29 protein-coding genes are annotated in these 23,602 nt (G+C 61.4%); 13 read left to right on the top strand and 16 right to left on the bottom strand.

The window, feature by feature from the left end:
• Positions 1-90: 90 nt before the first annotated feature.
• From IEV82_RS16860 to IEV82_RS16845, 4 genes are read right to left on the bottom strand one after another with little or no spacing between them, the layout of a single operon-like run.
• Positions 91-1,569, bottom strand: coding sequence for an aldehyde dehydrogenase (locus tag IEV82_RS16860; protein WP_188483196.1), 1,479 nt, complete (start codon positions 1,567-1,569; stop codon positions 91-93).
• Between the two features lie 8 nt (positions 1,570-1,577).
• Positions 1,578-2,612 carry an LLM class flavin-dependent oxidoreductase gene (locus tag IEV82_RS16855; protein ID WP_188483195.1) on the bottom strand — a complete coding sequence of 345 codons (1,035 nt, stop codon included), beginning with the start codon at positions 2,610-2,612 and terminating at the stop codon, positions 1,578-1,580.
• 47 nt (positions 2,613-2,659) lie between these two features.
• The gene (locus IEV82_RS16850) at positions 2,660-3,439 is read right to left on the bottom strand and encodes an alpha/beta fold hydrolase (protein WP_188483194.1); all 780 of its coding nucleotides are present in this window, start codon (positions 3,437-3,439) and stop codon (positions 2,660-2,662) included.
• Positions 3,411-4,010, bottom strand: coding sequence for an amino acid synthesis family protein (locus IEV82_RS16845; RefSeq protein WP_188483193.1), 600 nt, complete (start codon positions 4,008-4,010; stop codon positions 3,411-3,413). Before IEV82_RS16845 ends, IEV82_RS16850 begins: the two co-directional genes overlap by 29 nt.
• A 106-nt stretch (positions 4,011-4,116) precedes the next feature.
• On the opposite strand from IEV82_RS16845, the gene IEV82_RS16840 reads away from it, so the two are divergent.
• The 4 genes from IEV82_RS16840 to IEV82_RS16825 all read left to right on the top strand — a co-directional run bounded on the left by IEV82_RS16840 (position 4,117) and on the right by IEV82_RS16825 (position 8,477).
• Positions 4,117-4,959, top strand: coding sequence for a LysR family transcriptional regulator (locus tag IEV82_RS16840; RefSeq protein ID WP_188483192.1), 843 nt, complete (start codon positions 4,117-4,119; stop codon positions 4,957-4,959).
• Positions 4,960-5,093: 134 nt separating this feature from the next.
• Positions 5,094-6,710 carry a GMC family oxidoreductase gene (locus tag IEV82_RS16835; protein ID WP_188483191.1) on the top strand — a complete coding sequence of 539 codons (1,617 nt, stop codon included), beginning with the start codon at positions 5,094-5,096 and terminating at the stop codon, positions 6,708-6,710.
• Between the two features lie 11 nt (positions 6,711-6,721).
• Positions 6,722-7,822, top strand: a complete 1,101-nt coding sequence (locus tag IEV82_RS16830) for a mandelate racemase/muconate lactonizing enzyme family protein (protein ID WP_188483190.1) — start codon at positions 6,722-6,724, stop codon at positions 7,820-7,822.
• A 79-nt stretch (positions 7,823-7,901) separates the two neighbouring features.
• Positions 7,902-8,477 (top strand): carboxymuconolactone decarboxylase family protein, encoded by a 576-nt coding sequence (locus IEV82_RS16825; RefSeq protein ID WP_188483189.1) that lies wholly within the window; start codon positions 7,902-7,904, stop codon positions 8,475-8,477.
• Here the strand turns inward: IEV82_RS16825 and IEV82_RS16820 are convergent.
• Positions 8,465-9,472, bottom strand: a complete 1,008-nt coding sequence (locus IEV82_RS16820) for a succinylglutamate desuccinylase/aspartoacylase family protein (protein WP_188483188.1) — start codon at positions 9,470-9,472, stop codon at positions 8,465-8,467. The two genes, IEV82_RS16825 and IEV82_RS16820, sit on opposite strands and share 13 nt — an antisense overlap.
• A gap of 214 nt (positions 9,473-9,686) precedes the next feature.
• Here IEV82_RS16820 and IEV82_RS16815 point away from each other — a divergent pair, with 214 nt between their 5' ends.
• From IEV82_RS16815 to IEV82_RS16800, 4 genes are read left to right on the top strand one after another with little or no spacing between them, the layout of a single operon-like run.
• Complete coding sequence (locus IEV82_RS16815; protein WP_188483187.1) at positions 9,687-10,433, top strand: amino acid ABC transporter ATP-binding protein; 747 nt, start codon at positions 9,687-9,689, stop codon at positions 10,431-10,433.
• Positions 10,434-11,279, top strand: a complete 846-nt coding sequence (locus tag IEV82_RS16810; protein ID WP_188483186.1) for an amino acid ABC transporter permease — start codon at positions 10,434-10,436, stop codon at positions 11,277-11,279.
• Between the two features lie 46 nt (positions 11,280-11,325).
• Positions 11,326-12,159, top strand: a complete 834-nt coding sequence (locus tag IEV82_RS16805; protein WP_188483185.1) for a transporter substrate-binding domain-containing protein — start codon at positions 11,326-11,328, stop codon at positions 12,157-12,159.
• 57 nt (positions 12,160-12,216) lie between these two features.
• Positions 12,217-13,092, top strand: a complete 876-nt coding sequence (locus IEV82_RS16800; protein WP_188483184.1) for an amino acid ABC transporter permease — start codon at positions 12,217-12,219, stop codon at positions 13,090-13,092.
• Here IEV82_RS16800 and IEV82_RS16795 read toward each other — a convergent pair.
• Positions 13,089-14,207: a hypothetical protein gene (locus IEV82_RS16795; RefSeq protein WP_188483183.1), complete on the bottom strand. Its 1,119-nt coding sequence runs from the start codon at positions 14,205-14,207 to the stop codon at positions 13,089-13,091. The genes IEV82_RS16800 and IEV82_RS16795 overlap by 4 nt on opposite strands.
• 64 nt (positions 14,208-14,271) lie before the next feature.
• On the opposite strand from IEV82_RS16795, the gene IEV82_RS16790 reads away from it, so the two are divergent.
• Together IEV82_RS16790 and IEV82_RS16785 are read left to right on the top strand one after the other, a co-directional pair.
• Complete coding sequence (locus IEV82_RS16790; RefSeq protein WP_229747881.1) at positions 14,272-15,243, top strand: LysR substrate-binding domain-containing protein; 972 nt, start codon at positions 14,272-14,274, stop codon at positions 15,241-15,243.
• A gap of 96 nt (positions 15,244-15,339) precedes the next feature.
• Positions 15,340-16,365: a Rieske 2Fe-2S domain-containing protein gene (locus IEV82_RS16785; protein WP_188483182.1), complete on the top strand. Its 1,026-nt coding sequence runs from the start codon at positions 15,340-15,342 to the stop codon at positions 16,363-16,365.
• A 2-nt stretch (positions 16,366-16,367) separates the two neighbouring features.
• Here the strand turns inward: IEV82_RS16785 and IEV82_RS16780 are convergent, their stop codons facing one another.
• The 8 genes from IEV82_RS16780 to IEV82_RS16745 all read right to left on the bottom strand — a co-directional run bounded on the left by IEV82_RS16780 (position 16,368) and on the right by IEV82_RS16745 (position 20,890).
• Positions 16,368-16,688 carry a non-heme iron oxygenase ferredoxin subunit gene (locus tag IEV82_RS16780; RefSeq protein WP_188483181.1) on the bottom strand — a complete coding sequence of 107 codons (321 nt, stop codon included), beginning with the start codon at positions 16,686-16,688 and terminating at the stop codon, positions 16,368-16,370.
• Entirely contained in the window at positions 16,685-17,647 is a 963-nt protein-coding gene (locus IEV82_RS16775) for a fatty acid desaturase family protein (RefSeq protein WP_188483180.1), read from the bottom strand. The genes IEV82_RS16780 and IEV82_RS16775 overlap by 4 nt, the downstream gene beginning before the upstream one ends.
• Positions 17,648-17,820: 173 nt before the next feature.
• The gene (locus IEV82_RS16770) at positions 17,821-18,018 is read right to left on the bottom strand and encodes a CsbD family protein (RefSeq protein WP_188483179.1); all 198 of its coding nucleotides are present in this window, start codon (positions 18,016-18,018) and stop codon (positions 17,821-17,823) included.
• Between the two features lie 192 nt (positions 18,019-18,210).
• Complete coding sequence (locus tag IEV82_RS16765) at positions 18,211-18,675, bottom strand: baeRF12 domain-containing protein (protein WP_188483178.1); 465 nt, start codon at positions 18,673-18,675, stop codon at positions 18,211-18,213.
• Positions 18,665-18,877 (bottom strand): hypothetical protein, encoded by a 213-nt coding sequence (locus IEV82_RS16760; RefSeq protein ID WP_188483177.1) that lies wholly within the window; start codon positions 18,875-18,877, stop codon positions 18,665-18,667. Before IEV82_RS16760 ends, IEV82_RS16765 begins: the two co-directional genes overlap by 11 nt.
• A gap of 163 nt (positions 18,878-19,040) precedes the next feature.
• The gene (locus tag IEV82_RS16755; protein ID WP_188483176.1) at positions 19,041-20,009 is read right to left on the bottom strand and encodes a YihY/virulence factor BrkB family protein; all 969 of its coding nucleotides are present in this window, start codon (positions 20,007-20,009) and stop codon (positions 19,041-19,043) included.
• Between the two features lie 175 nt (positions 20,010-20,184).
• Positions 20,185-20,733 carry an RNA polymerase sigma factor gene (locus IEV82_RS16750; protein ID WP_188483175.1) on the bottom strand — a complete coding sequence of 183 codons (549 nt, stop codon included), beginning with the start codon at positions 20,731-20,733 and terminating at the stop codon, positions 20,185-20,187.
• Positions 20,726-20,890, bottom strand: a complete 165-nt coding sequence (locus tag IEV82_RS16745) for a NepR family anti-sigma factor (protein ID WP_188483174.1) — start codon at positions 20,888-20,890, stop codon at positions 20,726-20,728. Before IEV82_RS16745 ends, IEV82_RS16750 begins: the two co-directional genes overlap by 8 nt.
• Before the next feature lie 107 nt (positions 20,891-20,997).
• Between IEV82_RS16745 and IEV82_RS16740 the strand changes: the two genes are divergently transcribed.
• Positions 20,998-21,807 (top strand): response regulator, encoded by an 810-nt coding sequence (locus IEV82_RS16740; RefSeq protein WP_188483173.1) that lies wholly within the window; start codon positions 20,998-21,000, stop codon positions 21,805-21,807.
• Positions 21,808-21,851: 44 nt separating this feature from the next.
• On the opposite strand, the gene IEV82_RS16735 is transcribed toward IEV82_RS16740, so the two are convergent.
• Positions 21,852-22,013 (bottom strand): DUF1328 domain-containing protein, encoded by a 162-nt coding sequence (locus IEV82_RS16735; protein ID WP_188483172.1) that lies wholly within the window; start codon positions 22,011-22,013, stop codon positions 21,852-21,854.
• Positions 22,014-22,129: 116 nt separating this feature from the next.
• Here IEV82_RS16735 and IEV82_RS16730 point away from each other — a divergent pair, with 116 nt between their 5' ends.
• Complete coding sequence (locus tag IEV82_RS16730; RefSeq protein ID WP_188483171.1) at positions 22,130-22,420, top strand: hypothetical protein; 291 nt, start codon at positions 22,130-22,132, stop codon at positions 22,418-22,420.
• Here the strand turns inward: IEV82_RS16730 and IEV82_RS16725 are convergent.
• A complete protein-coding gene (locus tag IEV82_RS16725) occupies positions 22,417-22,785 on the bottom strand; it encodes a hypothetical protein (RefSeq protein WP_188483170.1) in 369 nt (122 codons plus the stop codon). The genes IEV82_RS16730 and IEV82_RS16725 overlap by 4 nt on opposite strands.
• A gap of 81 nt (positions 22,786-22,866) precedes the next feature.
• Here IEV82_RS16725 and IEV82_RS16720 point away from each other — a divergent pair, with 81 nt between their 5' ends.
• Entirely contained in the window at positions 22,867-23,595 is a 729-nt protein-coding gene (locus IEV82_RS16720) for a Crp/Fnr family transcriptional regulator (protein ID WP_188483169.1), read from the top strand.
• Positions 23,596-23,602 lie beyond the last annotated feature (7 nt).

Raw genomic sequence — 23,602 nt, 5'->3', positions numbered from 1 at the left:
TGGGGACAATTTTCGGAGTTGCAACAAACGCGCCGGTTGGAAAATGTACGTAGTGGCCGTCACAATGTCGCAGACCGTCCGATCTGCACCTCAGCGCATCACGAACGGATTGGCCATCGGCGTGTCCGACGTGCTGATCCAGACCGTCTTGGTGCGGGTGTAATCATGGATCGCCTCGGTGCCCGCCTCGCGCCCGTAGCCCGATTGGTTGAACCCGCCGAAGGGCGCGATGGGCGACACCGCGCGGTACGTGTTGACCCAGCAAATCCCAGCCTTGATCCGGGCCGACACGCGATGCGCGCGGGCGATGTTCTGTGTGAACACGCCCGACCCAAGCCCGAACTCCGTGGCATTGGCCAAGGCGATGGCCTCGTCCTCGGTGTCGAACGGCAAGAGCGACATGACGGGGCCGAACATCTCGACCTTCAGCGTTGCGCTCTCGGCATCGGCGCATTCAACCAGTGTGGGCGCCATGTAGTTGCCCGGCCGGTCGATCCGCGCGCCGCCGAAGCGCAGGCGCGCACCGCCCTCGACAGCGGCGGCCAGAGTGGCCTCGATCCGGCTGACCTGCGCCTCGGTGCATAAAGGGCCGACATGGGTTGTGGCTTCCAAAGGATCACCGATGACGACATGGGTCATCTTTTCCTCGATCCGCGCGATCAATGCCTCCAGCACAGACCGATGCACCAGCCCACGACTGCCCGCGACGCAGCTTTGCCCGGACGCGCCGAAATTACCCGCGATCAATCCGTTCGCGGCACCGTCGAGATCGGCATCCTCGAACACCAGGATCGGGGATTTCCCACCCAATTCCAGCGTCGTCACCGCGAAATTCTCGGCCGAATTGCGGACCACGTGGCGTGCCGTTTCAGGCCCGCCGGTAAAGGCGATCCGGTCCACATCCAGGTGGCGCGTCAGCGGGATGGCGCAGTTCTGGGCGTCGCCGGTGATCACGGACACCACACCCGGCGGAAAGCCCGCCTCTTCGATCAGCCGCGCGAATTCAAGCATCGGTGCGGGGGCGATTTCCGACGCCTTGAGCACCACGCTGCATCCCGCCGCCAACGCCGGTCCCAGCTTGGTGGCCGTCAGGAACATCTGCGCGTTCCACGGCACGATGGCCACGACCACCCCGATCGGTTCGCGGCGGGTGAAGACATGCATGTCCGGCTTGTCGATGGGCAGGACCGCGCCTTCGATCTTGTCGGCGAGCCCCGCGTAATAGCGGTAATAATCCGCGACATAGGCGGTCTGGCTGGCGGTCTCGGCCAAGAGCTTGCCGCTGTCCGTGGTCTCGACCCGGCCGATCCGTTCGGCGTTTTCCTCGATCAGGTCAGCCAGCCGGTAGAGCAGCTTGCCGCGCCGGGTCTGTGTCATGTCCCGCCATTGCGGATCGTCCAGCGCCCGCCGCGCCGCCGTGATCGCACGATCCACGTCAGAGGCATCGGCGCAGGCGAACGTCGCCCAATCCTCGCCCGTCGCCGGGTTCTGCGACGTCATCACCTGCCCGCTGCCCCCTTCGGTCCAGGTGCCGTCAATGAAAAGCGGGTAGTGCGGAAGCTGGGTCATTGGATCACTCACTGAAAGGCCGGCATCACGTCGTCGATGAAGCGCTGCAAGGAGGCGCGCTTGCGGTCGAAACTCATGCCACTGTCGATCCAGAAGGAATATTCATCATAGCCCAGATCGGCATAGCGCCTGATCCGGTCGATCACCTGATCCGCCGTCCCGATGGTCAGGTCTCGCGCCATGTTCTCAGGTGCCATCAACGTGTTCGCCGCCATCTCATCCTCGGTCAGCGGCGCGATCAGGCCTTGCGAAACCGGCCGCTTGTTCTGGAACCATGCCCCGAAATAGCAATAAAAGCGCGACAATTCCTGTGCCGCAACCGCCACGTCAGCCTCATCCGCGCCGACATAGGTGTGATGCAGCAGCATGATCTTGGGGCGCGGCCCGTCATGGCTGGCGCAGGCGTCGTCGAAGCGGCCCATCAGGGTCTCGATCTCGCTCATCCCCATCCAAAGCGGCGTGACCTGAATGTTGAACCCGTTATGGACGCCGAACTCGTGGCTGTTCGGATCGCGTGCCGCAATCCAGATCGGTGGGCCATCGGGCTGCACCGGCTTGGGGGCCGAGGTGGTGGCGGGGAACTGGAAATATTCGCCCTCATGCGCGCAATCCCCTGCCCAGAGCTTGCGCAGAAGCGGCGTGATCTCCCTCATCCGCTGTCCCGCCTCCCAGGCATCCATGCCGGGGCGCAGCCGTTCGTATTCATAGGAATAGGCGCCCCGCGCAATGCCAAGCTCGATCCGCCCGCCAGTCAACAAGTCCGCCGACGCCGCCTCGCCCGCCAGCTTGATCGGGTGCCAGAAGGGCGCAATCACGGTGCCAGTGCCAAGCCGCACATTCTTGGTATGATGTGCGATATTCACCAAGGACATCAGGGGGTTGGGTGCGATGGTGAATTCCATCCCGTGATGCTCGCCGGTCCAGATCGCCCGCATCCCGGCCTCGTCCGCCATCTTGCACAGTGCAATGAACTCTTCGTTCAACTGGTCATGCGGCTGGTCCGGCGTCAGCCGTTCCATGTGCACGAAGAGCGAGAACTCCATGGCTTAGTTCCTTTCCAACAAGAAATCGAAATCACCGTTTGTCTTGGTCACGACAGCACCTCGGCAGCAAAGGCCAGCAGTGCCGCATTGACTGCCTCGGCGTGGGTCATCGGCATCATATGCGCGGCGTCCGGTACGATGATCGCACGCCCGTTCGGAGCCAGCGCCGCCATCGCTTGTGACATGGCTGGTGTCGAATTCGGCTCCTGCGCGCCGGTCATGAACAGCGCCGGGCAGGACAGGTGCTCCAAGTCCGCACGACGCGGCCCCCGATCATGGGCAAAGACGGTATACGCCCCTTTGTAACCTGCGGGCGTCACGGAGCAGAGCCAGTCGCGGCAGGCCTCGCGTTCAGGTGACGCCTCTTTACCGAACCAACGGTCCAAAGCTCCAGTCGGATCAGCGATAGAGACACCGTCCAGCTCCGCTGCACGCCGCTGCACGGCACGCGCCGCGTCGGTGCTGCGTTCGAACACCGCGTTCAGCGCCACGACACCCCGCACGCGGTCAGGCGCGCGCGACGCCAGATCAAGCGCGATCATCGCTCCCATCGAATGACCGACCACCAGCACAGGCTCGGTCAGGTCGGCAAGCACTGCGTCGGCATAGTCGGACACGCAAGTCATCTCCGGGCGCACCGGGCTGCCTCCATGTCCGGGCATGTCAAAGGCCGTCACGTGATACGACCCGGCCAGCGCGTCGATCTGGCGGCTCAACGCCTCGGCCCGCAGCCCGACGCCGTGCAGCAGCACGATCCGCGTGCCTGCGCCTGCCTCTATCGCGGCCAGCCCGGACCGCTCAGACCGCCGCCGGGTTGTCCAGGTCATGCCCAAGGTCCTTGAGATCCTGATACCGGTCCCCGATGCGGTGATGCGGACGGCCCGACATGGCAGCACCCAGCACGACGACGATCTCGTCCGCCCGGGGTGCGTCGGGAATCGCGAACTGGATGGTCAGGTAATGCGACCGCCGACCTGCATCGTTCTTGTCCATCAATGGCACCATGATCGGCGCATTGGCCGGACCGCGCGTGTTGGTGAAGGCGAGATAAGACTTGGCCCCGACCGCCTGTCTGTAGTGATTGCCGAACCGCAGCGTGTGGATCAGTCCAGAGGCGTGTTCCACTTCGCCGTCCAGCCCGACGACGGCCGCCTTGCCATAGGCTTCGATCGCCTCGCCACTTCCGGCCAGCCGCAGCATCCGGTCGGTCAGCATCTCGCCCAGCAGAGGGCCATACGCGCGGATCTCGGGTGTCAGGTCATCGACATAGCGCCCGGCCCACGGGTTGCGCACGACAGCAGCCACCGCGAACATCCGCCACGGGGTTTCGGCCACGCGAAATCCCTCGATCAGAACCTCTTCGTCATAGGTCACGATCTTGCGGATTTCTGGCGTCATGTCGGTCTCCTTTCAGCTGAGCGAGACCGTAGGAACCGACAAAATTTTTGACAAATGAATGTATTTCGGACTCAGGTATTAAAAACAGTAATGGCTGATTTGATCCATGGCGAAATCGCTTCCCCCGCTGACCTGGTTCCGCTCGTTCGAGGCGGCAGCCCGGCATCTGAGCTTCACCGCCGCCGCCGAGGAAATCGGCCTGACGCAATCGGCGGTCAGCCAGCAGGTCAAATCGCTCGAGATGCGAATGGGTGTGCCCCTGTTCGTCCGCCAGGCGCGCGGCTTGGCACTCACAGATGACGGGCGGCGGCTTCTGCCGGAAATCAGCGGCGCGCTGGGATCGCTGGCCGCGGCTGCCAGCCGGTTCGATGCGGGGCCGGTGACAAACATGCTGACCGTCGCCACCTCGGTCAGCGTGGCCCAATGGGTCATCGCGCCCCGCCTGCCCGACTTCACCGCGCGCCATCCCGACATTCGCCTGCGCTTCCTGAGCGCGATCTGGCCCGACGATTTCCAGTCCGCCCGCGCCGATGTCGAGATCCGGTTCGGATCGGTCAGACAGGCCGGTCCCAATGCCGATGCCCTGATCCCCAGCAACCTTGTCGCGATGAAATCCACCGGCCTTGACGGCACACTCGACACGCTGCCCCTGATCGAAGCGGTCGGCACATCAAGCGGCTGGCGCGCCTGGTCGGAAACCCATGGCGGCACGCGCATCCCGCAGCTTTACGCGGACACCTTCGGCATGGCGCTGCAACTCGCTGCCCACGGCAACGGGATTGCCCTTGTCAGCGAAGTGCTGACCGCCCAGGCGATCCAGTCCGGCTTGGTCGAACGGGCACATCCCGCGTCCATTCCAAGCCAGGAAGGCTTCTACCTGTCGATCACCGAACACAGCGAAGCGGCATCGCGTTTCAGGTCATGGCTGCTCGACCAGCTGCCCAAGTGATCATTCTATATCGAAAGGCACATTCAGGACGGCTTGCGCGACCGACATGATCCAACTAACCCTGCGCAATCAACGATCACGATCCGTCCGAAGTCGTTGTTGCTGCGATGCGGTTGATCCTTTGGAGGAATGGCTTGGACGCATTTGATTTCGTGATCGTCGGAGCGGGGTCCAGCGGATCCGTTCTGGCAAACCGGCTGTCCGCATCGGGCAAACACCGGGTGCTTGTTCTGGAGGCGGGCGGGTCCGACAGGTCCCCGTGGATTCACCTTCCCATAGGCTATGGCAAGGTGTTCTACGACGCCGGGGTCAACTGGAAATACGTCACAGAACCCGATCCCAACCTCGACGGTCGCCCGATCTACTGGCCGCGCGGCAAGGTGCTGGGCGGGTCCAGTTCGATCAACGCGATGGTCTATGTGCGCGGCCACCACAACGATTACGCCGAATGGAACGCCGCCGCCCCCGGCTGGGGCTGGAGCGACGTAGAGCCGATCTTTCGCCGGATGGAAGACTGGGACGGACCGGCGCATCCGGGGCGTGGAAAAGGTGGCCCGCTTGCCGTGCACGACGTGTCGAACGATGTCCATCCGCTGACACGGGTCTACCTTGCAGCGGCGGCAGAAGCGGGGTTTCCGACAAACCCCGATTACAATGGCCCCGAGATGGAAGGCGCATCGCTCTACCAGATCACCACCAAGGGCGGGTATCGCGCGTCGGCCGCGCGCTGCTACCTCGCCCCCGCACGACGCCGTGCCAACCTCGAAGTGCGCACCGGCGCGCAGGCCACCCGCATCCTGTTCGAGGGCAGGCGCGCGGTTGGCGTTGAATACCGCCACAAGGGCAGGATCAGGACCGTGCGTGCCCGCGCCGAGGTGATCCTGTCCGGCGGAGCGATCAACTCGCCGCAGCTGTTGCAACTGTCCGGCATCGGGCCGGGCCAGGTCTTGCAGGATCACGGGATCGAAACGCTGCTGGATGCGCCTCAGGTCGGTCGCAACCTGCAGGACCATCTGGGCAGCGACAACCACTATGTGTCGCGGGTGGCCAGCCTGAACCAGCAGCTTGGCCCGCTTCTGGGCAAGGTGAAGGTTGCCCTGAATTACGCGTATAATCGCAAGGGGCCGCTGTCGCTCAGCCTCAACCAGGGGGGCGGTTTCGTCAAACTGTCGGACCAATCGCCCGGCCCGGACCTGCAGCTTTATTTCTCGCCGGTCAGCTATACCCGCGCGCCGGTGGGTGTGCGCCCGCTGATGAGCCCGGACCCCTTTCCGGGCATGCTGATGGGGTTCAACCCGTGCAAGCCGACCAGCGTTGGCCATCTGCAAATCCGCTCGCCCGACCCTTTTGTCGCGCCGGAACTGCACCCCAACTATCTGTCGACCGACCATGACCGCGCCATGATGCTCGCAGGCACGAAACTGATGCGCCGCATCGCGAACACCTCGGCCATGCGCGCGGTCATCGACCAGGAACTGCATCCCGGCCCCGAGATCGACAGCGACGAGGACATCGCGGCCTATGCCCGCAAGACCGGCTGGACGGTGTTTCACCAGTGCTCGACCTGCCGCATGGGCAGCGACCCGGCCAGTTCGGTTGTGGACCCGCGCCTGCGGGTGCGCGGCATCGATGGTTTGCGGGTGGCGGATGCGTCGATCTTTCCGACCATCCCGACCGGGAACACGAATGCCCCCGCGATCATGGTGGGGGAAAAAGCCTCTGACCTCATTCTCGAAGACACCCTTGGCTGAAAGGACAGCGCATGAAGCTGAAATCCATCGAGACCTTCACCAACGAGGCGGTCGGCTTCGTACGTGTCACAGCCGAGGACGGGACGCAGGGATGGGGACAGGTGTCGACCTACCATTCCGACATCACCTGTCAGGTCCTGCACCGGCAGGTGGCCCCGTGGACGCTGGGGCAGGACACCACCGATCTGGATGACCTTCTGGATATCGTCACCGAGCGCGAGCACAAGTTCCCCGGATCCTACCTGCGCCGCGCGATGGCGGGGCTCGACACCGCGATCTGGGATTTGCGCGGCAAGCAGCAGGGCAAGCCGGTTGTCGAACTTCTGGGAGGCACTCCCGGCCTGATCCGGGCCTATGCGTCTTCGATGAAGCGCGACATCACCCCCGCCGATGAGGCCACCCGCCTCAAGCATCTGCGCGACACCCAAGGGTTTGACGCGTTCAAGGTGCGTGCCGGTGCCGAGGTCGGCCGCAACAGGGACGAATGGCCCGGTCGCACAGAAGAGATCATCCCGACCATGCGCCGTGAATTGGGGCCTGATGTCGCGCTGCTGATCGACGCGAACAGCTGCTATTCCCCGGACCGCGCCATCGAAGTCGGCCACATGCTTCAGGATCACGGTTTCTGCCATTTCGAAGAACCCTGCCCCTATTGGGAACTGGAACAGACCAAACACGTCACCGATGCCTTGCTGATCGACGTGACCGGCGGCGAACAGGATTGCGACCTGCCCACCTGGAAACGGATGATCGACATGCGCGCGGTGGACATCGTGCAGCCCGATATCCTCTATCTTGGCGGCATTTGCCGGACCTTGCGCGTCGTCCGCATGGCCGAGGCGGCGGGCCTGCCCGTCACACCCCATTGCGCCAACTGGTCGATGGTGACGCTTTTCACCATGCACCTTCTGCGGGCGATCCCGAATGCGGGCAAGTACCTCGAATTCTCGATCGAAGGCCCGGATTATTACCCGTGGCAATACGGCCTGTTTGTCGAGTCGCCGTACACCATCGAAAACGGGCAGGCCCGTGTCACCGATGCGCCCGGCTGGGGTGTCGAGATCAGGCCCGAATGGCTGGCGCGGTCAAGCTATCAGATCAGCGAGGTCTGACACCCCGCAAAGGCCCTTGCTTTCTCTCGGCCGGCCTGCCGATACTCGCGACAGCCCACAGCGAACCAAGGAGCCTGCAATGACCGCATGGATCGAAATGATCTCGGACGAAGACGCCTCACCTCGTCTGAAGCAACTGCTGGATCAGGCCCGCACCCCGCACGGGACCGTGGATACCGTGATGCGTGTGCATTCGCTGCGCCCCGAAACCATGCACGGGCATGTGGCGCTCTACCGGTCGGTGCTGCACTCGGACGACAATAAGCTGCCGTTCTGGTTTCTCGAAGTGGTGGCGAGCTATACGTCGATCCTGAACGACTGCACCTATTCGCTGACGCATCATTTCATGAACGTGCGCAACCTGCTCAAGGATCAGCCCCGGTCCGACCGCATCTTCACCGCGCTCAAGGCACACCGCCCCGAAGACGAATTCGACGGCAAGGAACTGGCCCTGCTGCGCTATGCGGCCAAACTGACCGTGTCGGTGGGCAAGATGGTCAAGTCGGATTTCGAGGCGCTCAAGATCGCCGGTTGCGATGACGGAGAGATCCTGGAGGTCAATCAGGTCTGTGCGTATTTCAACTATTCCAACCGCTTGCTGAACGGTCTTGGCGCAACGACTGAAGGTGACGTGGTAGGCTATTACAAGGCCTGATCGACGTCCTGAACCACAAGCAATAGCATCTCGCCCCGTTTGACGAAGCCCCGGTTTGTATGCGCAAGGATCATGCCATCCCGTGGAACCGTCAGGCGCACCGACGCCCGCTCGGGTTCCGTGACGTGATGAAACCACCCGGCGAAATCACCGGCTTTCACGTTCTCCCCGGCCCCAAGCGCGCGGTCGAACAGGCCTTCGGATGTTGCATAAAGCGACGCACCGGGATCGCGGATCTCGACCACACGAGGGGCTTTTGCGCGCGTCACATCGCCGTCGATCATGCCCAGATGGCGCAGAATGTTCAGGATGCCCGCTTCGGCCTGATCGGTGATCGCGGGGGCGACGCCACCACCGCCGCCCAGTTCGGTGGCGATCATCGGCACGCCAGCGCGTTCAGCCGCCGCGTTGACAGACCGGTTGTCGTTATGCGCGCCCAGACGCCAGATCAGCGGCAAGCCGAAGACCTGCGCCAGATCCATGTTGCGCGCCGCAAGACCGCCGTCAGCGGTATGCGTCGGCAGCGCACAGGGCTGAAAGAACGACGCCTTGCCGCCGGAATGCAGATCAATCGCCGCATCGCAGCGCGGCAGGATGTCGGACTCGAGGAACTGCGCGATCATCGCGGTCGGGTTGCCGTCCCGATCCCCCGGAAACGCCCGGTTGAGGTTGCCCCCGTCCAGCGGCGACACCCGCGAGGATGCTGCAAATGCAGGCATGTTGAGCGCCGGAAAGGCGATGACCTGCCCGCGCAAACTCGCGGCATCCAACGCTCCGATCACCCGCATGATCGCGGCTGGCCCCTCGAATTCGTCGCCATGCGTGCCGCCCGTCATCAAAAGCACCGGCCCGTCCGCCCCTTTGACGGACACAACTGGGATCGGGTGATACCCCAGCGGATTGGTGTTGTCGGACCAGCGCAGCATGGCGTCCCCCACGTGACGGCCGGGCTGCGACAGGTCGATCGTCAGGGATATTCTGCTGGCCTTGCTCATCTGCGGGTCTTGCCTCTGCCTGTCATACCTCTAACTGCAACGTGAACGAAGCAAACCGCAACACCTCTTGCGCCCTCCAACGTCCAGTTTTGCGGCACTCCCGTCGGGACAGCACATCTCGGCCAAACGAAACAAAACTTTGCCTTGCGCCCACAAGGGCTTTCTTGGTCTGATGGGCGCGACCCAAGGGATGACAGATACATGACTTTTTCGCATGTCGCGTGACAGGCCGATCATCACGTTCGACAATGTCGACAAGTTCTACGGCGATTTTCACGCCTTGAAGAACATTTCGATCCATGTGCGCGAGGGCGAACGCATGGTGGTGTGCGGCCCGTCGGGGTCGGGCAAATCCACACTGATCCGCTGCATCAACGGGCTGGAGTTTCACAATTCCGGTGTTCTGACCGTGGACGGGGTCGAGGTGTACGCGGATTCAAAGCACATCTTCCGGTTGCGGCAGGAGGTCGGGATGGTGTTCCAGCAGTTCAACCTGTTCCCGCACCTGACGGTTCTGGAAAACCTGACCATCGGACCGATCAAGGTGCGCAAGGTGTCCCCCTCCGAGGCCGAACGCACGGCGCGAAAATACCTCGAACGGGTGCGCATCCCGGAACAGGCCGACAAGTACCCCTCTGCCCTGTCCGGCGGCCAGCAGCAGCGCGTGGCGATTGCCCGGTCACTCTGCATGGAAAGCCGGATCATGCTGTTCGACGAGCCGACATCCGCACTCGATCCCGAGATGATCAACGAAGTGCTCGACGTGATGGTCGAACTGGCAGACACCGGCATGACCATGGTCGTGGTCACGCACGAGATGGGCTTTGCCCGCAAGGTCGCCGACACGATGGTGTTCATGGACGAGGGCGAGATCGTCGAGACAGCACCGCCCGAGACCTTTTTCACCAATCCCGCCAGCAGCCGCTGCCGCGCGTTCCTCGACCAGATCCTGGACCACTAGATGAGCGTGGCAGACACCTCTTATACCCCCAAGGGCCGCGCCCTGCCGCAGCGACAGCCGCTGGCCAAGGTGATCGATTCCGTCACGTTTTCGGTGATCGTCTACGCGGTCATCGTGGGCGGCATCGTGTGGCTGTCCTACAGCGGGGCGCAGGCGATGGGCTATAACTGGCAATGGTACCGCATCCCCAAATATTTCTACACCGTGACCGAGGACGGGTTTCAATGGGGTGAAATCAGCATCGGTCTGGTCAAGACGCTGACCCTGTCGTCGCTCGCCTTTGCGCTGGCGGTCATCATGGGGCTGATCGTGGCGTTGCTGCGCCTGTCGGGGCTGGTCATCTGCACCGCCGTGTCGATCGGGTTCCTTGAACTGGTGCGCAACATCCCGCTTCTGGTGCTGCTCTACCTTTTTTACTACGTGCTGGGTCCGATCTTCGGCTTTGACCGCTACTGGGCCAGCATCCTGTGCCTTGCCGTATTCCATTCGGTCCTGATTTCCGAGATTCTCCGCGCCGCGATCAACGCCGTTGCCAAGGGCCAGTGGGAGGCCGCGACCTCGATCGGGATGTCGCGGGGACAGGCCTATCGCTACATCATCCTGCCTCAATCGGTGCGCTTCATGCTGCCGCCGATGACCGGCGAGGCCGTGCACATGGTCAAATCCTCTGCCATCGTCAGCGTGATCGCTGTGGCCGAGCTGACCACGATCGGCAGGAACATCATCTCGGACACCTACATGAGTTTCGAGATCTGGTTCACCATCGCCGCCGTCTACATGGCGGTGACACTGATACTGTCCGTCGGCGTGTCCTTCGTCGAAAAACGCTATGCCGTCGACACTTAACCCGCGTGGCACCCGCCGCGCATTCACTGGAAGAGGGAAATCTCAAATGACCATCACCAGACGATTCGTCGGGGCCGCGCTTGGCCTCGCGCTTGCGGCAACAGCGGGTCTGCCCGCGTTTGCTCAAAACACCGCGCAAGAGGTCGCGCAGGCCAGCGTGATCGAAACCATCAAGGAACGCGGTGTCATCAAGATCGGCCTGTCGCTGTTCAAGCCTTGGTCGATGCGCGACCTGAACGGCGAACTGATCGGTTTTGAACTCGACGTGGGCCGCCAGCTTGCCGAGGACATGGGCGTCGAGGTCGAGTTCGTGCCGACCTCGTGGGACGGCATCATCCCTGCCCTCGTGTCGGGCAATTTCGACACGATCATCAGCGGCATGACGGTCACACCGCAGCGCAACCTGACGGTCAACTTCACCGTGCCTTACGCCTATTCCGGTATGACCATCCTTGCCAACACGGCGATGACCGAAGGCTTCACACTTGAGGATTACAACAGCCCCGATGTGACATTCGCAGCCCGCCGTGGCGCGACACCCGCCACCGTGATCGCAGACATGTTCCCCGAAGCGACCCTTCTGCTGTTCGATGAGGACGGTGCCGCCACGCAGGAAGTTCTGAACGGCAATGCGCACGCCACGATGGCGTCCGAGCCGACCCCGTCAAGCGAAGCGCGCCGCTATCCCGATGTTCTCAGCGTGCCGTTCGACCAAGCGTTCCAGGCCGGCGGCGAAGGCTTTGCAGTACGCAAGGGCGACCCCGATGCGCTCGCGTTCTTCAACAGCTGGATCACCGCCAAGGCCAACACCGGCTGGCTCAAGGAACGTCACGACTACTGGTTCCGCGGTGATGACTGGGCCGATCAGGTTCCGGAATAACAACTGCCCTGCCCCCTGGTGACACACCGGGGGGCAGCCACCTCGAAAGGCTGGCATGTGCTCAAAAGACTGAAAAAACTCCACTGGCTCGACTGGCTTGTGCTGGCCGTTGTTATGGGTTTTTTCGGCTATATCTGGTGGAAGATCGAAGGCACGCTGAACTACAACTGGCGCTGGCATCTGATCCCGAACTACATTTTCCGCTACCACACCGAGCGCGAGGAATGGTTCGCCAACGTGCTCATGCAGGGTCTCATCACCACCATCCGCATTTCCATCTACGCCAGCATCCTTGCCGTGATCCTCGGCACGGTCCTCGGCATCGCGCGCTGTTCCAAGAACCTGACCGTCCGCATGCTGGCGCGCACCTATCTCGAAGTGCTCCGCAACATCCCGCCTGTCGTGGTGATCTTCATCTTCTTTTTCTTCCTGTCGCAGCAATTGATCACCGCGCTCAACATCGAAAGCTGGGCGCGCGAGATCGCCCGCTCCGACAATCGCGCGGTCTGGGAATTCTTCTTCGGCGACATGCGTCGCTTTCCGTCGCTGGTGTCGGGCGTGATCGTGCTGGCGCTGTTCGAAAGCGCCTTCGTGGGCGAGATTGTCCGCGCGGGCATCCAGTCCATCCCCAAGGGCCAGCGCGAGGCGGCGCGGTCCATCGGCATGAACCGGACGCAGGAAATGCGCTACATCGTGCTGCCACAGGCGCTGCAAAAGGTCATGCCGCCGATGGCCAACCAGTTCATCACCCTGATCAAGGACAGCGCGATCATCTCGCTGATCTCGGTTCAGGAACTGACCTTCAAGACAGTCGAACTGGTCGCGTCCACGCGCCTGATCTTCGAGGCATGGATCACCACGGCGGCGTTCTATTTCGTCATCTGTTTCGGGTTGTCGATGCTGTTCCGCAGGCTGGAAAACCGCAAGTCCTAGGGTAAGACCGGAAGGGCGACCGTCGCTGCATGGGCAGCGCACCAGTCCGGCAACCCCACATGTGCATCCGGGTGCGCAAAGATGCGCGCGGCGTCGGGATAGCGCCGCAGCACCGCCTGCCCGCCCTTGAGCCGCGAGGGGTGAAAAACGCCGTTTTCCCACACAGCCACTCCGTCGATCCAGATGGTGGGGTCCAGCACGTTCCACGAAATCTCGCCGGGCGCATAGGCACCACAGGTGTGGAAATGCAGGATGCGCGGATTGCCAAAGGCCGCCCCGCCCCAACGCTCGTAATTGCTGCGCGCCTCCTGCAAATAGCCGCAGCCCGGATGAATGCCCGCATGCCACGAATGCACGCAGTTCCGGTCGATCCCCAAGATCGAGGAAATCCTGTCGTAATGCGCATTCGCCGCCGTCACATCCCGCGCGGCCCCGTCGAACCCGACCAGCCGCCCCTGTTCGAGACAGGCCATCACCGGCCCGTCGAATTCGAGCGTGTAGCCATCGTAATACCGCGATCCCGTGCCGGTCAGGAATCCACACAGGGCCACGCACCCGGAAAAGCTGTGCGCGGGAACCGGTTTGAACACGGACATTGGAAACCGCTGCACCCGCGCGTCACCTTGATCCGCATGGGGCATGTCGGGTCTGCCGCTGAAATCCGTACCATTCGGACAGGTCACCCGTACGCTTGCGGCAGTGGCAAAGGTGTCGGTGATCAGGTCCTTAAGCTCGACAAAAGCGCCATAGGACGTGGTACCGAACCCGGATCCAAGCAAGCCTTCATCCAGCGCGAAGCAGACGATGATGCGCTTGTCCTCGGGCATGTCGCAAAACCGCAACTGGTCGCCCAGCCGTGCGAGAAAGACAACGATGTCGGCCTCGTCGAACCGCTGGCGGAGGTCGTCGGGCAACCGGGTCGCATAAGGACTGAACCCCACGTTCACCGCGCTGATCTGCAGCCCCAGTTCCTGCGCCGTCGCAATGACAGCATTCAGCACATGCGCGTCGAAATACCCGTATTCCGAAGGCTCGTACGCCACCAGCAGACGGTCGCCACGCCGCGCCCCCCCGCAATTCACCAACATGTTCCGAGCACCTGCCAAAGCCGTCATGACCGCGCCTCCTGTTCCCAAAAGGTTATTTTCCGCAGCCGCGTTCCACCAATTGAAAGGAAGCATGAATGGCATTAGTCTGACTAATATGATCCTGAACCTGCCCTTTGCCGCGCTCAGAGCCTTCGAAGCGGTTGCCCGCCATGGCAGCTTTTCCGAAGCGGCAGACGAACTCGGCGTCGGTCAAAGCGCGGTCAGCCAGCATGTCAAATCGCTCGAGGAATGGCTGGGTCATGACCTTATCACCCGCGGGCCGAAACGGTCGCTGCCAACGCGCGACGGATCAAGGCTCGCGCTGAGCATCGCGGACGGGCTGGGGCAGATTTCGGAAGTCTGCGAAGACATCCGCGACAAGCACCGCGACGACAAAACCATCGTGATCAGCTGCGACCCCGGCTTTGCCTTCATCTGGCTGTTCCCCCGGCTTCTGAACTTTGACCAGGCGCATCCCGAATTCGCCATCTCGATCACCACCGATACCGGGTTGCGCGGTGTCGCCCGCGCCGAGGCAGATATCGCCATTCGCTATGGCACCGGCGATTTTCACGGCGTCACGGTTGTGCCGCTGATCCGCGAAACGCTGTCTCCAGTCTGTGCGCCACAACTGCTCAAAGGCCCGAAACCCTTGCGCAGCATCGCGGATCTGGCCTTTCACACCCAGATCCGGGACGATTTCGCCCCCACCACAACCGAACTTCCGACATGGGAATACTGGGCGCGCGAGACCGGCCAGAGCCTGCCGACGCCTGTGCGCATCCGCAGTTTCAGCCAGTCCAACATGGTCGTGCAATCAACCCTTCAAGGCGACGGGATCGCCATGGGGCGCAGCCCGCTGGTGATGGACGCGCTACGGGATGGGCGTCTGGTCCAACCCTTTCCGCAAAACGTGCCGTCACCGCTGAATTACTGGCTGGTCTATCCCGACGATCAACGCCGGGTTCGCAAGATCGCACTGTTTCTGAACTGGATCACGACCGAAGCCCGCCAACAGGCGCGCCAACATGCCCTGACGCAATCGGGCCCACAGGACGATTAGCCTGGGTAATCCGGTCAATCAGTTGTTCTCACTGGTACCTTTGCACGAACCGGTGCAGTCTTGCGCTGGCAGCTTCCGAAGACCGAAAGGCAGCACATGTTCATCAAGAATGCGTGGTACGTGGCAGGGTGGTCGAAAGACTATGGCAGATCGTTGTCTGCCGAAACTTACTTGGGTGAAAACATCGTCATCTACCGCACCGAGGCCGGGGATCCCGTCGCGTTGGAGGATGCCTGCCCGCATCGCAAGCTGCCGCTGTCCGAGGGCAATCTCAAGGGCGACACGGTGGAATGCGGCTATCACGGCCTGACCTTTGACTGTTCCGGGACATGCGTCGATGCCCCGACCCAGCGCGGGCAAATCCCGCGCCGCGCGGTGGTCAGATCCTACCCGGTGGTCGACCGCTACCGCCTGCTCTGGATCTGGATGGGCGATCCCGCCAAGGCCGATCCCGACCTCATCTTTCCGATCGAGAATTTCGACAGTCCCGACTGGGGTTACACCGATGGCGGCGTTCTGGACATCGACTGCCATTACCTGTGGATCTGCGACAACCTGCTCGACCCAAGCCATGTGGCCTGGGTGCACGTGACCTCGTTTGCGGGGGCCGGCACCGATGACGGCTTGCTCGACGTGAGCAAGACCGACACTGGCGTGATCGTCGCGCGCTGGATCTATGGCCAGCCGCCCTCGCCCTATTACGCAAGCCTGGTGAAGTTCGACGGCATCTGCGACCGGCTCCAGCATTACGAGATGTGCCTGCCGGGGATAGCGCTGAACAAGTCGATCTACACTCCTCCGGGCACCGGCGGGCCGGACAGCACACCTGTGGACAAGACCCTGATCAACATTTCCTACAACTTCATGACCCCGATCACCGAGGACAAGACGCGGTATTTCTGGTTCCAGCACCGCAACACCGATCCGCATGACAAGACGGTGTCAGAGCGCATGAACGCAGGCGCGCGCATGGCGTTCGAAGAGGACCGCGCGGTTCTGGAAAAGGTCCATGCGGGCATGAAGAACCCGGCCACGCCCCATATCGACCTTGGGCTGGATGCAGGGGCCAAGCTGTTCCGGCAGATGGTGTCCCGCAGCATTGAGGCAGAACGGACCGCCTGACCTCAGATCAGGATCTGCACCATTCCGTCCACCACCCGCGCCTCGAACATCCGCAGCGGCACGCGGGCAGGTGCCGCCTTGGGCGCCCCGGTACGGACATCGAACAACCCCTGATGCAGTGGGCATTCGATATGAGTGCCATCGAAATGCCCGTCACACAGGTTGGCCGCGCCGTGGGTGCAGCGGGCAAGGCTGACGAAGACACCCTCTGCCGCATCGAATACTGCCAGTTCGCGCGAACCAAGCGTGACAGACGTCGCGTCGCCCGGTTCCAGATCGCAAACGGCGATCACATCCGTCCAGGCCTTGTCCCGCGCCGTCACGCCTTGCGGGCCTCGCCGTCGCTGCGGGGTTTGCGGCCGATCAACTGGCTGACGATATCGACATGCGCGCCAAGATAGCCGCGCTCCTCGACATGGACATAGCCGCGCAATTTCTCGTGCAGCTTGGGCAACGCGTGAAACGGAACCGACGCCGCGTAATGGTGTTCGGCATGGTAGTTCATGTTCCAGCACAAAAACCGCATCGGCGCCGATACCAGCGAGGTGCGGGTGTTTTCGGTCATGTCGTCCACGTTGGGCCTGCCCACATGCTCGGTCAGGCGGATCGCCCGCATCACCGGTTCGCCCAGAAACAGCGGAATGATCCAGTACCAGAGCGGCGCGGTCCAGCCCATCGTCACCGAAACCACCGCCACGGCGGCGTAAAACCCCAGCATCAGCCGCGCTTCGCGGATGATGATCGGCGCTTCGTGTTTGGTCAGGAAGGTACGATCTTCGTCGTTCAACCGCCCCGCCGCGTTGCGCAGGATCTGGGAAAACTTGCTGCGCCAATAGGGCACGGACGAGATGTACCACAGGTATTTCCAGACCGAGATCGGCAATTCGATCAATTCGGGATCCTGCCCCTTGAGCTGCGTGTAGGTGTGGTGATTGCAGTGTTCGTAGCGGAATTGCTGAAATGGCAGGATGATCGCATAACCGCAGAGATTGCCGAAGATATCGTTGAGTTTGCGCGTCTTGAACACGGTGTAATGCACGCATTCATGCTGGAGCGAAAAGAGGTGCACGATCACCACGCCCTGTACGAACATCGCGGGCCAGATCCAGCCGCTGCCCTGCGCGAGCGAGATCAGCCAGGACGTGATGCCCAGCAGAAACGCGAAAGCCGCGACCCTGACAAGGGCCGGACCATCGGACCGGACCATCAACGCCTTGAGTTCGCGGCGCGTCAACGCGCGTTCCTGCATGGCTTGGGTGATCGGGGTGCGCACGTCTGTCATGAATGCTCCAAGGATGAGTGAAGCCAAACTATGCCCCCAAGGCGGGCTTCGCAATTCCCGAAGGTGCCACGCAGGGTCAAAGCCACTTGATCCGCCTTCAAACCGGGCACAGACGCAAAAACGCGCGGCAGAAAACGTCCTGCCGCGCGTCTTGATTGGTCATGAAAAGCAGATCAGACCTTGTCGAGAATCCGGTCAACCGTCTGGCGAACCTCTTCTTTCGACTTGCCCAGCTTCTGCTGCAGCACGCCTTCCATCTGTTCGCGCGACCCTTTCGCTTCTTCCAGATCATTGTCAGTCAATTCGCCATAGCTTTCGCGCAGTTGACCTTTGATTTCGGTCCATTTGCCTTCGATCATGTCACGGTCCATGAGAGCCTCCTGTGGTTTCTTCGATTGGTTTCGTTCAATTCGACGCGGTTTCGTCCTCTCCGGGCGGCTCGACGCCAGATGCCACCACACCGATCAGCAAGGCACCCGCGACGATCTTTTCGAACGTCATGGCGATATCGCCTGTTATCAAAGAGTTAACGAAGACATCGCCAGATTGGTTTCAAACCGCCCTCAGCTGTTGGCCATTTCCTTGCTCAGCAGGGTCTCGATCTCGTCGATCGGATGATTGGTCAGAACCTTGGGCACATCCAGCCGCACGCAGTTTGCTACCTCGGGGTGCATTTCCTTGCGCAATTCGCTCAGGACCGGGCGGCTGGCGATGATGATCAGGTCCTTGAACCGACCCTTGTGCACGTCTTCGTAAAGCTGGTCCGCCAGATCCTTGGCAAAGCGCTCTTTCTCAAGCTCGTGCCAATCCGTGTCATCGACGGCGGATCTCTGTACGAACGGGCCCTTGTTGTAGCGCCCCGGTTTGTTCGCGGCCCATTCCTGCGCCTGCGGGTTGTCCTGTTCTTCCTTGCCGCGGACGACCAGGTTCATGTCCATGTCGTCGCCCTTGTTGACCAGATAGAGTGCTTTTTCGCCATCGGCGATCAGCACCCATGCGTCCTGCGGTACACCTGATTTACGCGTCACTGTCGCTCTCCTCGTCTTCCAGGCTTTGCGTCACCCGCGTCGCACCGGCCGGACGCTCGGTGCTGCGTTTCTCTTCGTCCTTGGTGCCGACGTTGCGCGACAGCCGTCCGCCGCTGCGCCCCTTCTGGCCGATGTCATCGGACGTGCCGAACACGTCTTCGGTTTCGCGGCGTCCGTCTTTCGATCTGTGTCGTTCAGCCATGTGCCACCTCCTGAGAGCTTGCGTGAATGGTCCTTGGCTGCGGGGTGGTCCCGATCAGCGCGCGGATCGTTTGCGTGAGATTTGAAGGCGATACCGGGTGCTCATCAGGCTATGATGTGGCCGGTTTGATCCTTCCTCACATGTGCAAAGGATCAACGTCCGGTCAGCGTGACAGTTCCGTCATTTCCTCGCCGCGTGCAGGGCCGAGGTTGTCCGCCTTGACCGCGCCGCGTTCGCCCATCGGGCGGTCTTCGCCGATGGTGCTGTCACGTTCTGTCTGCGCTTCAAGCTCTGCATCCAGCAATGCGCCCAGCAGCACGATGAAGGCCGAAAGCCACAGCCACGTCAGCAGGATGATCACCCCGCCCAGCGCGCCGAAGGTTTCGTTGTACGAACCGAAGGATTGCACATAGAGGCTGAAGCCGAAGCTGCCCGAGACCCAAAGCGCGCACGCGATGAACGCGCCGGGCGTCAGCCAGCGCCATTTGGCCGACCGCCGGTTCGGCCCCAATCGGTAAAGCACCGCAATTCCGAACGCCCCCATGAGGAACAGGAACGGCCAGCGCAGGAACATCACGAGGTCATCGACCAGCCCGAAATCCCCGAAAATCGCAGCAACCACCGGGATCGCGGCAACGACGATGATCGCGATCAAGAGCCCCATGATCAGAAAGGCGGTCAGCAGGATGGTGAGCGCCTTGACCAGGAAAAAGTTCCGGGTCTCCTTTTCTTCGTAAATGAAATTCAAACCGGCGATGAAGTTGGCCACCGCCTTGGACGCGGAATACAGCGCGATGCCCAGACTGAAGAGCGCGGCAAAACTAAGCGTTGAACTGTCGGCATTGGCGACATCGCGCAGCTGGCCCATGACGATGGTCCGCGCCGCGTCTGGCAACAATGTGGTGATTTCGTCGCTGTTCTCGACCAGCATCTCGGGGTCAAGGAATGTCCCGGCAAAGGCGACGGCTGCCGTTATCCCCGGAAACAGGGACAACAGCCCGTAAAACGCGATGCCCGCCGCGATCAGGCCAAGATTCAGGTGCGCCTGCCGGTGCCACATCCGCACGAGCACATCCAACCCCCCCGTGAGCGGGATACGCGTCGGACGAAGGGCAGACCGTCCGCGGCTCACGCTCCCACCGCGCTGCTGGTGAAAGGCCGCTCCCCACTCGCGAAAACACGCTCCTTTGCGGGGCAAAGAAGCGTTTCAAGCCGCATGACCGGATCGGCCTGTGACGCGTGAAGGGACTCGGAAACAGGAACGAACAGGGCGGTGCCTTTCTGCCGTCCAACGGATCGGCGTTGGATCAGGCGACGTTTTTCTGGTTGCTCACGATGCCGGTGGTGACGAGATCGGTTGCCTCCATGACCTCGTCATCGCTCATCTGGAGCAATTCGACCAGTTGCTTGCGCGCGCGGTTCACGCGGCTCTTGATGGTGCCAACGGCCACGCCACAGGTCTCTGCGGCCTCTTCGTAGGAAAAGCCACCCGCACCGACCAGCACCAGCGCCTCGCGCTGTTCGTCGTTCAACTTGTCAAAGGCACGGTTGAAGTCGCGCATCTGCAAACGGCCGTCATGATCGGGTTTCTGGGCCAGTGACGCAGCCATCTCGCCGTCGACATCCGCGACTTCGCGACGCGCCTTGCGGTGATGCGAATAATACGTGTTGCGCAGGATCGTGAAGAGCCACGCCCGCATGTTGGTGCCTGGCTGGTAGGAATCGATCTTGGTCCACGCTTTGACCAAGGCATCCTGCACCATGTCATCGGCCAACGCGGAATTGCGCGTCAAACTCATGGCAAACGCGCGCATTGCGCTCAGGTGTTCAACGATTTCGTCTTTTGGATCAACCATTGGACGCCTCCGGCGAAGGCTTGTCAGCCTCGCGGAGTTGTTCGAGAAGTTGGGTAAATCGATCCGGCACCTCTTGTCCTGCGACGTCCTCGTAAACGCGCTTGAGGTTGGCTTCGATTTCCTGCTCAAGGCTTGATAGTTTCCGATCCTGTTTCATGTAGCCCTTCAGATCATTTTTCAATTAAGTCGCGCGTTGGCCGGAACCTAACGCAATTTAGGGCGTTCGGTTCCCATAATGTCCAAAAAAAGTGGGAGCTTTTCCATATGTCGACCGACCAACCCCAGGATCTCACCTCGAAGATCGGATCGAACCTGCCGTTCTTGCGCCGATACGCGAGAGCTCTGACCGGGTCGCAGGTCGAAGGCGACAAATACGCGGTCGCCACGCTCGAAGCGATCCTGAGCGACACTTCCATCTTCGATCATGAAGCGTCCAATAAGGTGGCGCTGTTCAAGGTGTTCCACACGATCTGGTCCACATCGGGCGCCACGTTCAGCGCGGGTGAAACCGGTGTTGCAGCAAAAGCACAGAAACACCTGTCGCGCCTCACCTCTGACACGCGCGAGGCGCTGTTGCTGCACACGGTCGAGGAGCTGCCGTTCGAAGACGTGGCAAGCGTGCTCGATATCTCGGCGCATGAGGCGGAAAACCTTGTCGATATCGCTTATACCGAGATGGCCAAGTCGCTTGCCGGCCGGGTGATGATCATCGAAGACGAAGCGATCATCGCCATGGACCTCGAAGCGATCGTGTCGGATATGGGCCACGCAGTGACCGGGATCGCCCGGACGGCTGATGCGGCGGTGCATCTTTACAACACCGAAAAGCCACACCTCATCATGTCGGATATCCAGCTGGCCGATGGATCAAGCGGAGTGGATGCCGTGAACAAGATCGTCGAGGACGATCCGGATATTCCCGTCATCTTCATCACCGCGTTCCCCGAACGGCTGCTGACGGGCGAAGGGCCGGAACCGGCATTTCTTATTTCCAAACCCTATACCGAGGAACAGGTCCGCTCTGCGGTCAGCCAGGCGATGTTCTTTTCATCCACCGAAACGCTGAAAGCCTGACAGGCAGACCCAAGAAACCGGAGCGCCCCCGCTCCGGTTTTCTGTCACGACCGCACCGCCCGCATGATGAGCGTTGCGATGAAAAGAACAAGGAATACCACAAACAGGATTTGTGCGATTCCCGCCGATGCCGACGCGATGCCGCCAAATCCGAACACAGCGGCGATCAGCGCGATCACCAGAAAGATGGCTGCCCAGTAAAGCATATCTAAGTCCTTCCATTGTTGGCTGTAACTGCTTGAACAACCACCATTCCCACCGATGGTTCCGAGGAACTTTGACCCGGTCGCAGCGTTGGGTGTGAGATAGAAGGAGACAAACAATGGCATCAACATCCACAGCCCGTCACTCAAAATCAGACGACAATGCAGGCCTCGAAGGCCGCGCCGCAGAGAAGCTGCGCGACGCTGTTTCATACGCACAGGACAACGTGCAGGACGCGGCAGACAGTGTGCGCGACACCGCCGTCCAAGCCGTTGAACGCACTGCGGATCAGGCGCAGAACATGCAGGGCGAATTCGACAGCGCCGTGCGCCGCAATCCGACCCTCGCGGTTCTGGGAGCCTTGGGTGTGGGAATGGTCCTGGGTCTTGCCCTCACCCGTCGGACCTAGTCCGGCAAGCCAAGACGTGACAGGGCGGCCATGACATCCCGAGTCGAGAAGGGGCGCAGCAAAACGCCCGCCCCTTCCCTCTCGGAGAATTCCTCGGGGCCGTCGATCACGACAAGCGACATCCCGGGCAAATCGATCTCGGCCAGAAATTCGTTGACCTCGTGCAGATGCAAAGACAAGCCGCACATCATCAATCGCAGATTGCCTCCGGCTTCGGTCAGCACCCGCGACGCATCATTCAGATCGCGCGCGTGCATCACCGGACCCAGACCTTGGTCGGTCAACATTTCGGTCAGATCATCCGCTTCGATCATGTTGTTCGAGACGATCAAGGTCTTTGGAACGGATGTCATCATGTCGGTCATGTCGCAAGGCCCCCACAGCGTTTCACCATGTATGACATCCCCCGATTTTTCCTGCATTAATCTATGACATAGCGAGGTGCCATGACAACGATGTGCGAGAAGTGTCCACTTCGGCAGCTCGATCTTTTCGAGGACATGTCGAACGACGAAGTTCAGTTCATGTCGAGGTTCAAAACCGGCGAATTCGTCGCGCAACCGGGCTCCGAAATCCTGGCCGAAGGGGCATCGTCGACGCAGCTCTACACCGCGCTCGAAGGCATGGGCCTGCGCTACAAGACGCTTGAGGACGGACGCCGACAGGTTGTCGGGTTCATTTTGCCGGGTGATTTCATCGGTCTGCAAAGCGGGGTGATGGGCGAGATGAAACATTCCGTCGAGGCTACGACCCGCATGACGATGTGTGTGTTCAACCGCTCCGAGTTGTGGGACCTTTTCAAAAATCACCCGCGCCGGTCCTTCGGCCTCACACATCTGGCCGCCAGCGAGGAATTCCTGCTGGGCGAGATGCTCTCCGCCGTGGGCCAGATGGACGGAATTGCAAAAATCGCTTGGGTGTTGAACCGGTTTTACAAACGCCTGACGGCTCTCGGGCTCAACGAAAACGACCAGGTTCCCATGCCCTATCGGCAGCAGGATATCGCCGATGCCATGGGTCTGTCGCTTGTTCATACCAACAAGACGCTGGCCAAGCTGCGTGTCGAGGGGTTCGCGACCTGGTCGGGTGATACCCTGACGGTACATCGACCCGAAGAACTTGCGGAACTGGGTTATGCCAAGGGCGTGAAGCCGCTGAAACGCCCGCTGATCTGACGATGTG

The sequence above is a fragment of the Marivita lacus genome, from assembly GCF_014637725.1.
GTDB lineage: Bacteria > Pseudomonadota > Alphaproteobacteria > Rhodobacterales > Rhodobacteraceae > Marivita > Marivita lacus.
The sequence above is the reverse complement of the archived record's forward strand: the minus strand, read 5'-3'. Positions and strand labels throughout refer to the sequence as shown.

What these genes read in the sequence shown, in the direction of transcription:
- IEV82_RS16860 (WP_188483196.1), bottom strand. Translation starts at nt 1,569, where the DNA reads ATGACCCAGCTTCCGCACTACCCGCTTTTCATTGACGGCACCTGGACC.
- IEV82_RS16855 (WP_188483195.1), bottom strand. Translation starts at nt 2,612, where the DNA reads ATGGAGTTCTCGCTCTTCGTGCACATGGAACGGCTGACGCCGGACCAG.
- IEV82_RS16850 (WP_188483194.1), bottom strand. Translation starts at nt 3,439, where the DNA reads ATGACCTGGACAACCCGGCGGCGGTCTGAGCGGTCCGGGCTGGCCGCG.
- IEV82_RS16845 (WP_188483193.1), bottom strand. Translation starts at nt 4,010, where the DNA reads ATGACGCCAGAAATCCGCAAGATCGTGACCTATGACGAAGAGGTTCTG.
- IEV82_RS16840 (WP_188483192.1), top strand. Translation starts at nt 4,117, where the DNA reads ATGGCGAAATCGCTTCCCCCGCTGACCTGGTTCCGCTCGTTCGAGGCG.
- IEV82_RS16830 (WP_188483190.1), top strand. Translation starts at nt 6,722, where the DNA reads ATGAAGCTGAAATCCATCGAGACCTTCACCAACGAGGCGGTCGGCTTC.
- IEV82_RS16825 (WP_188483189.1), top strand. Translation starts at nt 7,902, where the DNA reads ATGACCGCATGGATCGAAATGATCTCGGACGAAGACGCCTCACCTCGT.
- IEV82_RS16820 (WP_188483188.1), bottom strand. Translation starts at nt 9,472, where the DNA reads ATGAGCAAGGCCAGCAGAATATCCCTGACGATCGACCTGTCGCAGCCC.
- IEV82_RS16815 (WP_188483187.1), top strand. Translation starts at nt 9,687, where the DNA reads ATGTCGCGTGACAGGCCGATCATCACGTTCGACAATGTCGACAAGTTC.
- IEV82_RS16810 (WP_188483186.1), top strand. Translation starts at nt 10,434, where the DNA reads ATGAGCGTGGCAGACACCTCTTATACCCCCAAGGGCCGCGCCCTGCCG.
- IEV82_RS16805 (WP_188483185.1), top strand. Translation starts at nt 11,326, where the DNA reads ATGACCATCACCAGACGATTCGTCGGGGCCGCGCTTGGCCTCGCGCTT.
- IEV82_RS16795 (WP_188483183.1), bottom strand. Translation starts at nt 14,207, where the DNA reads ATGACGGCTTTGGCAGGTGCTCGGAACATGTTGGTGAATTGCGGGGGG.
- IEV82_RS16790 (WP_229747881.1), top strand. Translation starts at nt 14,272, where the DNA reads ATGAATGGCATTAGTCTGACTAATATGATCCTGAACCTGCCCTTTGCC.
- IEV82_RS16785 (WP_188483182.1), top strand. Translation starts at nt 15,340, where the DNA reads ATGTTCATCAAGAATGCGTGGTACGTGGCAGGGTGGTCGAAAGACTAT.
- IEV82_RS16775 (WP_188483180.1), bottom strand. Translation starts at nt 17,647, where the DNA reads ATGACAGACGTGCGCACCCCGATCACCCAAGCCATGCAGGAACGCGCG.
- IEV82_RS16770 (WP_188483179.1), bottom strand. Translation starts at nt 18,018, where the DNA reads ATGGACCGTGACATGATCGAAGGCAAATGGACCGAAATCAAAGGTCAA.
- IEV82_RS16760 (WP_188483177.1), bottom strand. Translation starts at nt 18,877, where the DNA reads ATGGCTGAACGACACAGATCGAAAGACGGACGCCGCGAAACCGAAGAC.
- IEV82_RS16750 (WP_188483175.1), bottom strand. Translation starts at nt 20,733, where the DNA reads ATGGTTGATCCAAAAGACGAAATCGTTGAACACCTGAGCGCAATGCGC.
- IEV82_RS16745 (WP_188483174.1), bottom strand. Translation starts at nt 20,890, where the DNA reads ATGAAACAGGATCGGAAACTATCAAGCCTTGAGCAGGAAATCGAAGCC.
- IEV82_RS16740 (WP_188483173.1), top strand. Translation starts at nt 20,998, where the DNA reads ATGTCGACCGACCAACCCCAGGATCTCACCTCGAAGATCGGATCGAAC.
- IEV82_RS16735 (WP_188483172.1), bottom strand. Translation starts at nt 22,013, where the DNA reads ATGCTTTACTGGGCAGCCATCTTTCTGGTGATCGCGCTGATCGCCGCT.
- IEV82_RS16730 (WP_188483171.1), top strand. Translation starts at nt 22,130, where the DNA reads ATGGCATCAACATCCACAGCCCGTCACTCAAAATCAGACGACAATGCA.
- IEV82_RS16725 (WP_188483170.1), bottom strand. Translation starts at nt 22,785, where the DNA reads ATGACCGACATGATGACATCCGTTCCAAAGACCTTGATCGTCTCGAAC.
- IEV82_RS16720 (WP_188483169.1), top strand. Translation starts at nt 22,867, where the DNA reads ATGACAACGATGTGCGAGAAGTGTCCACTTCGGCAGCTCGATCTTTTC.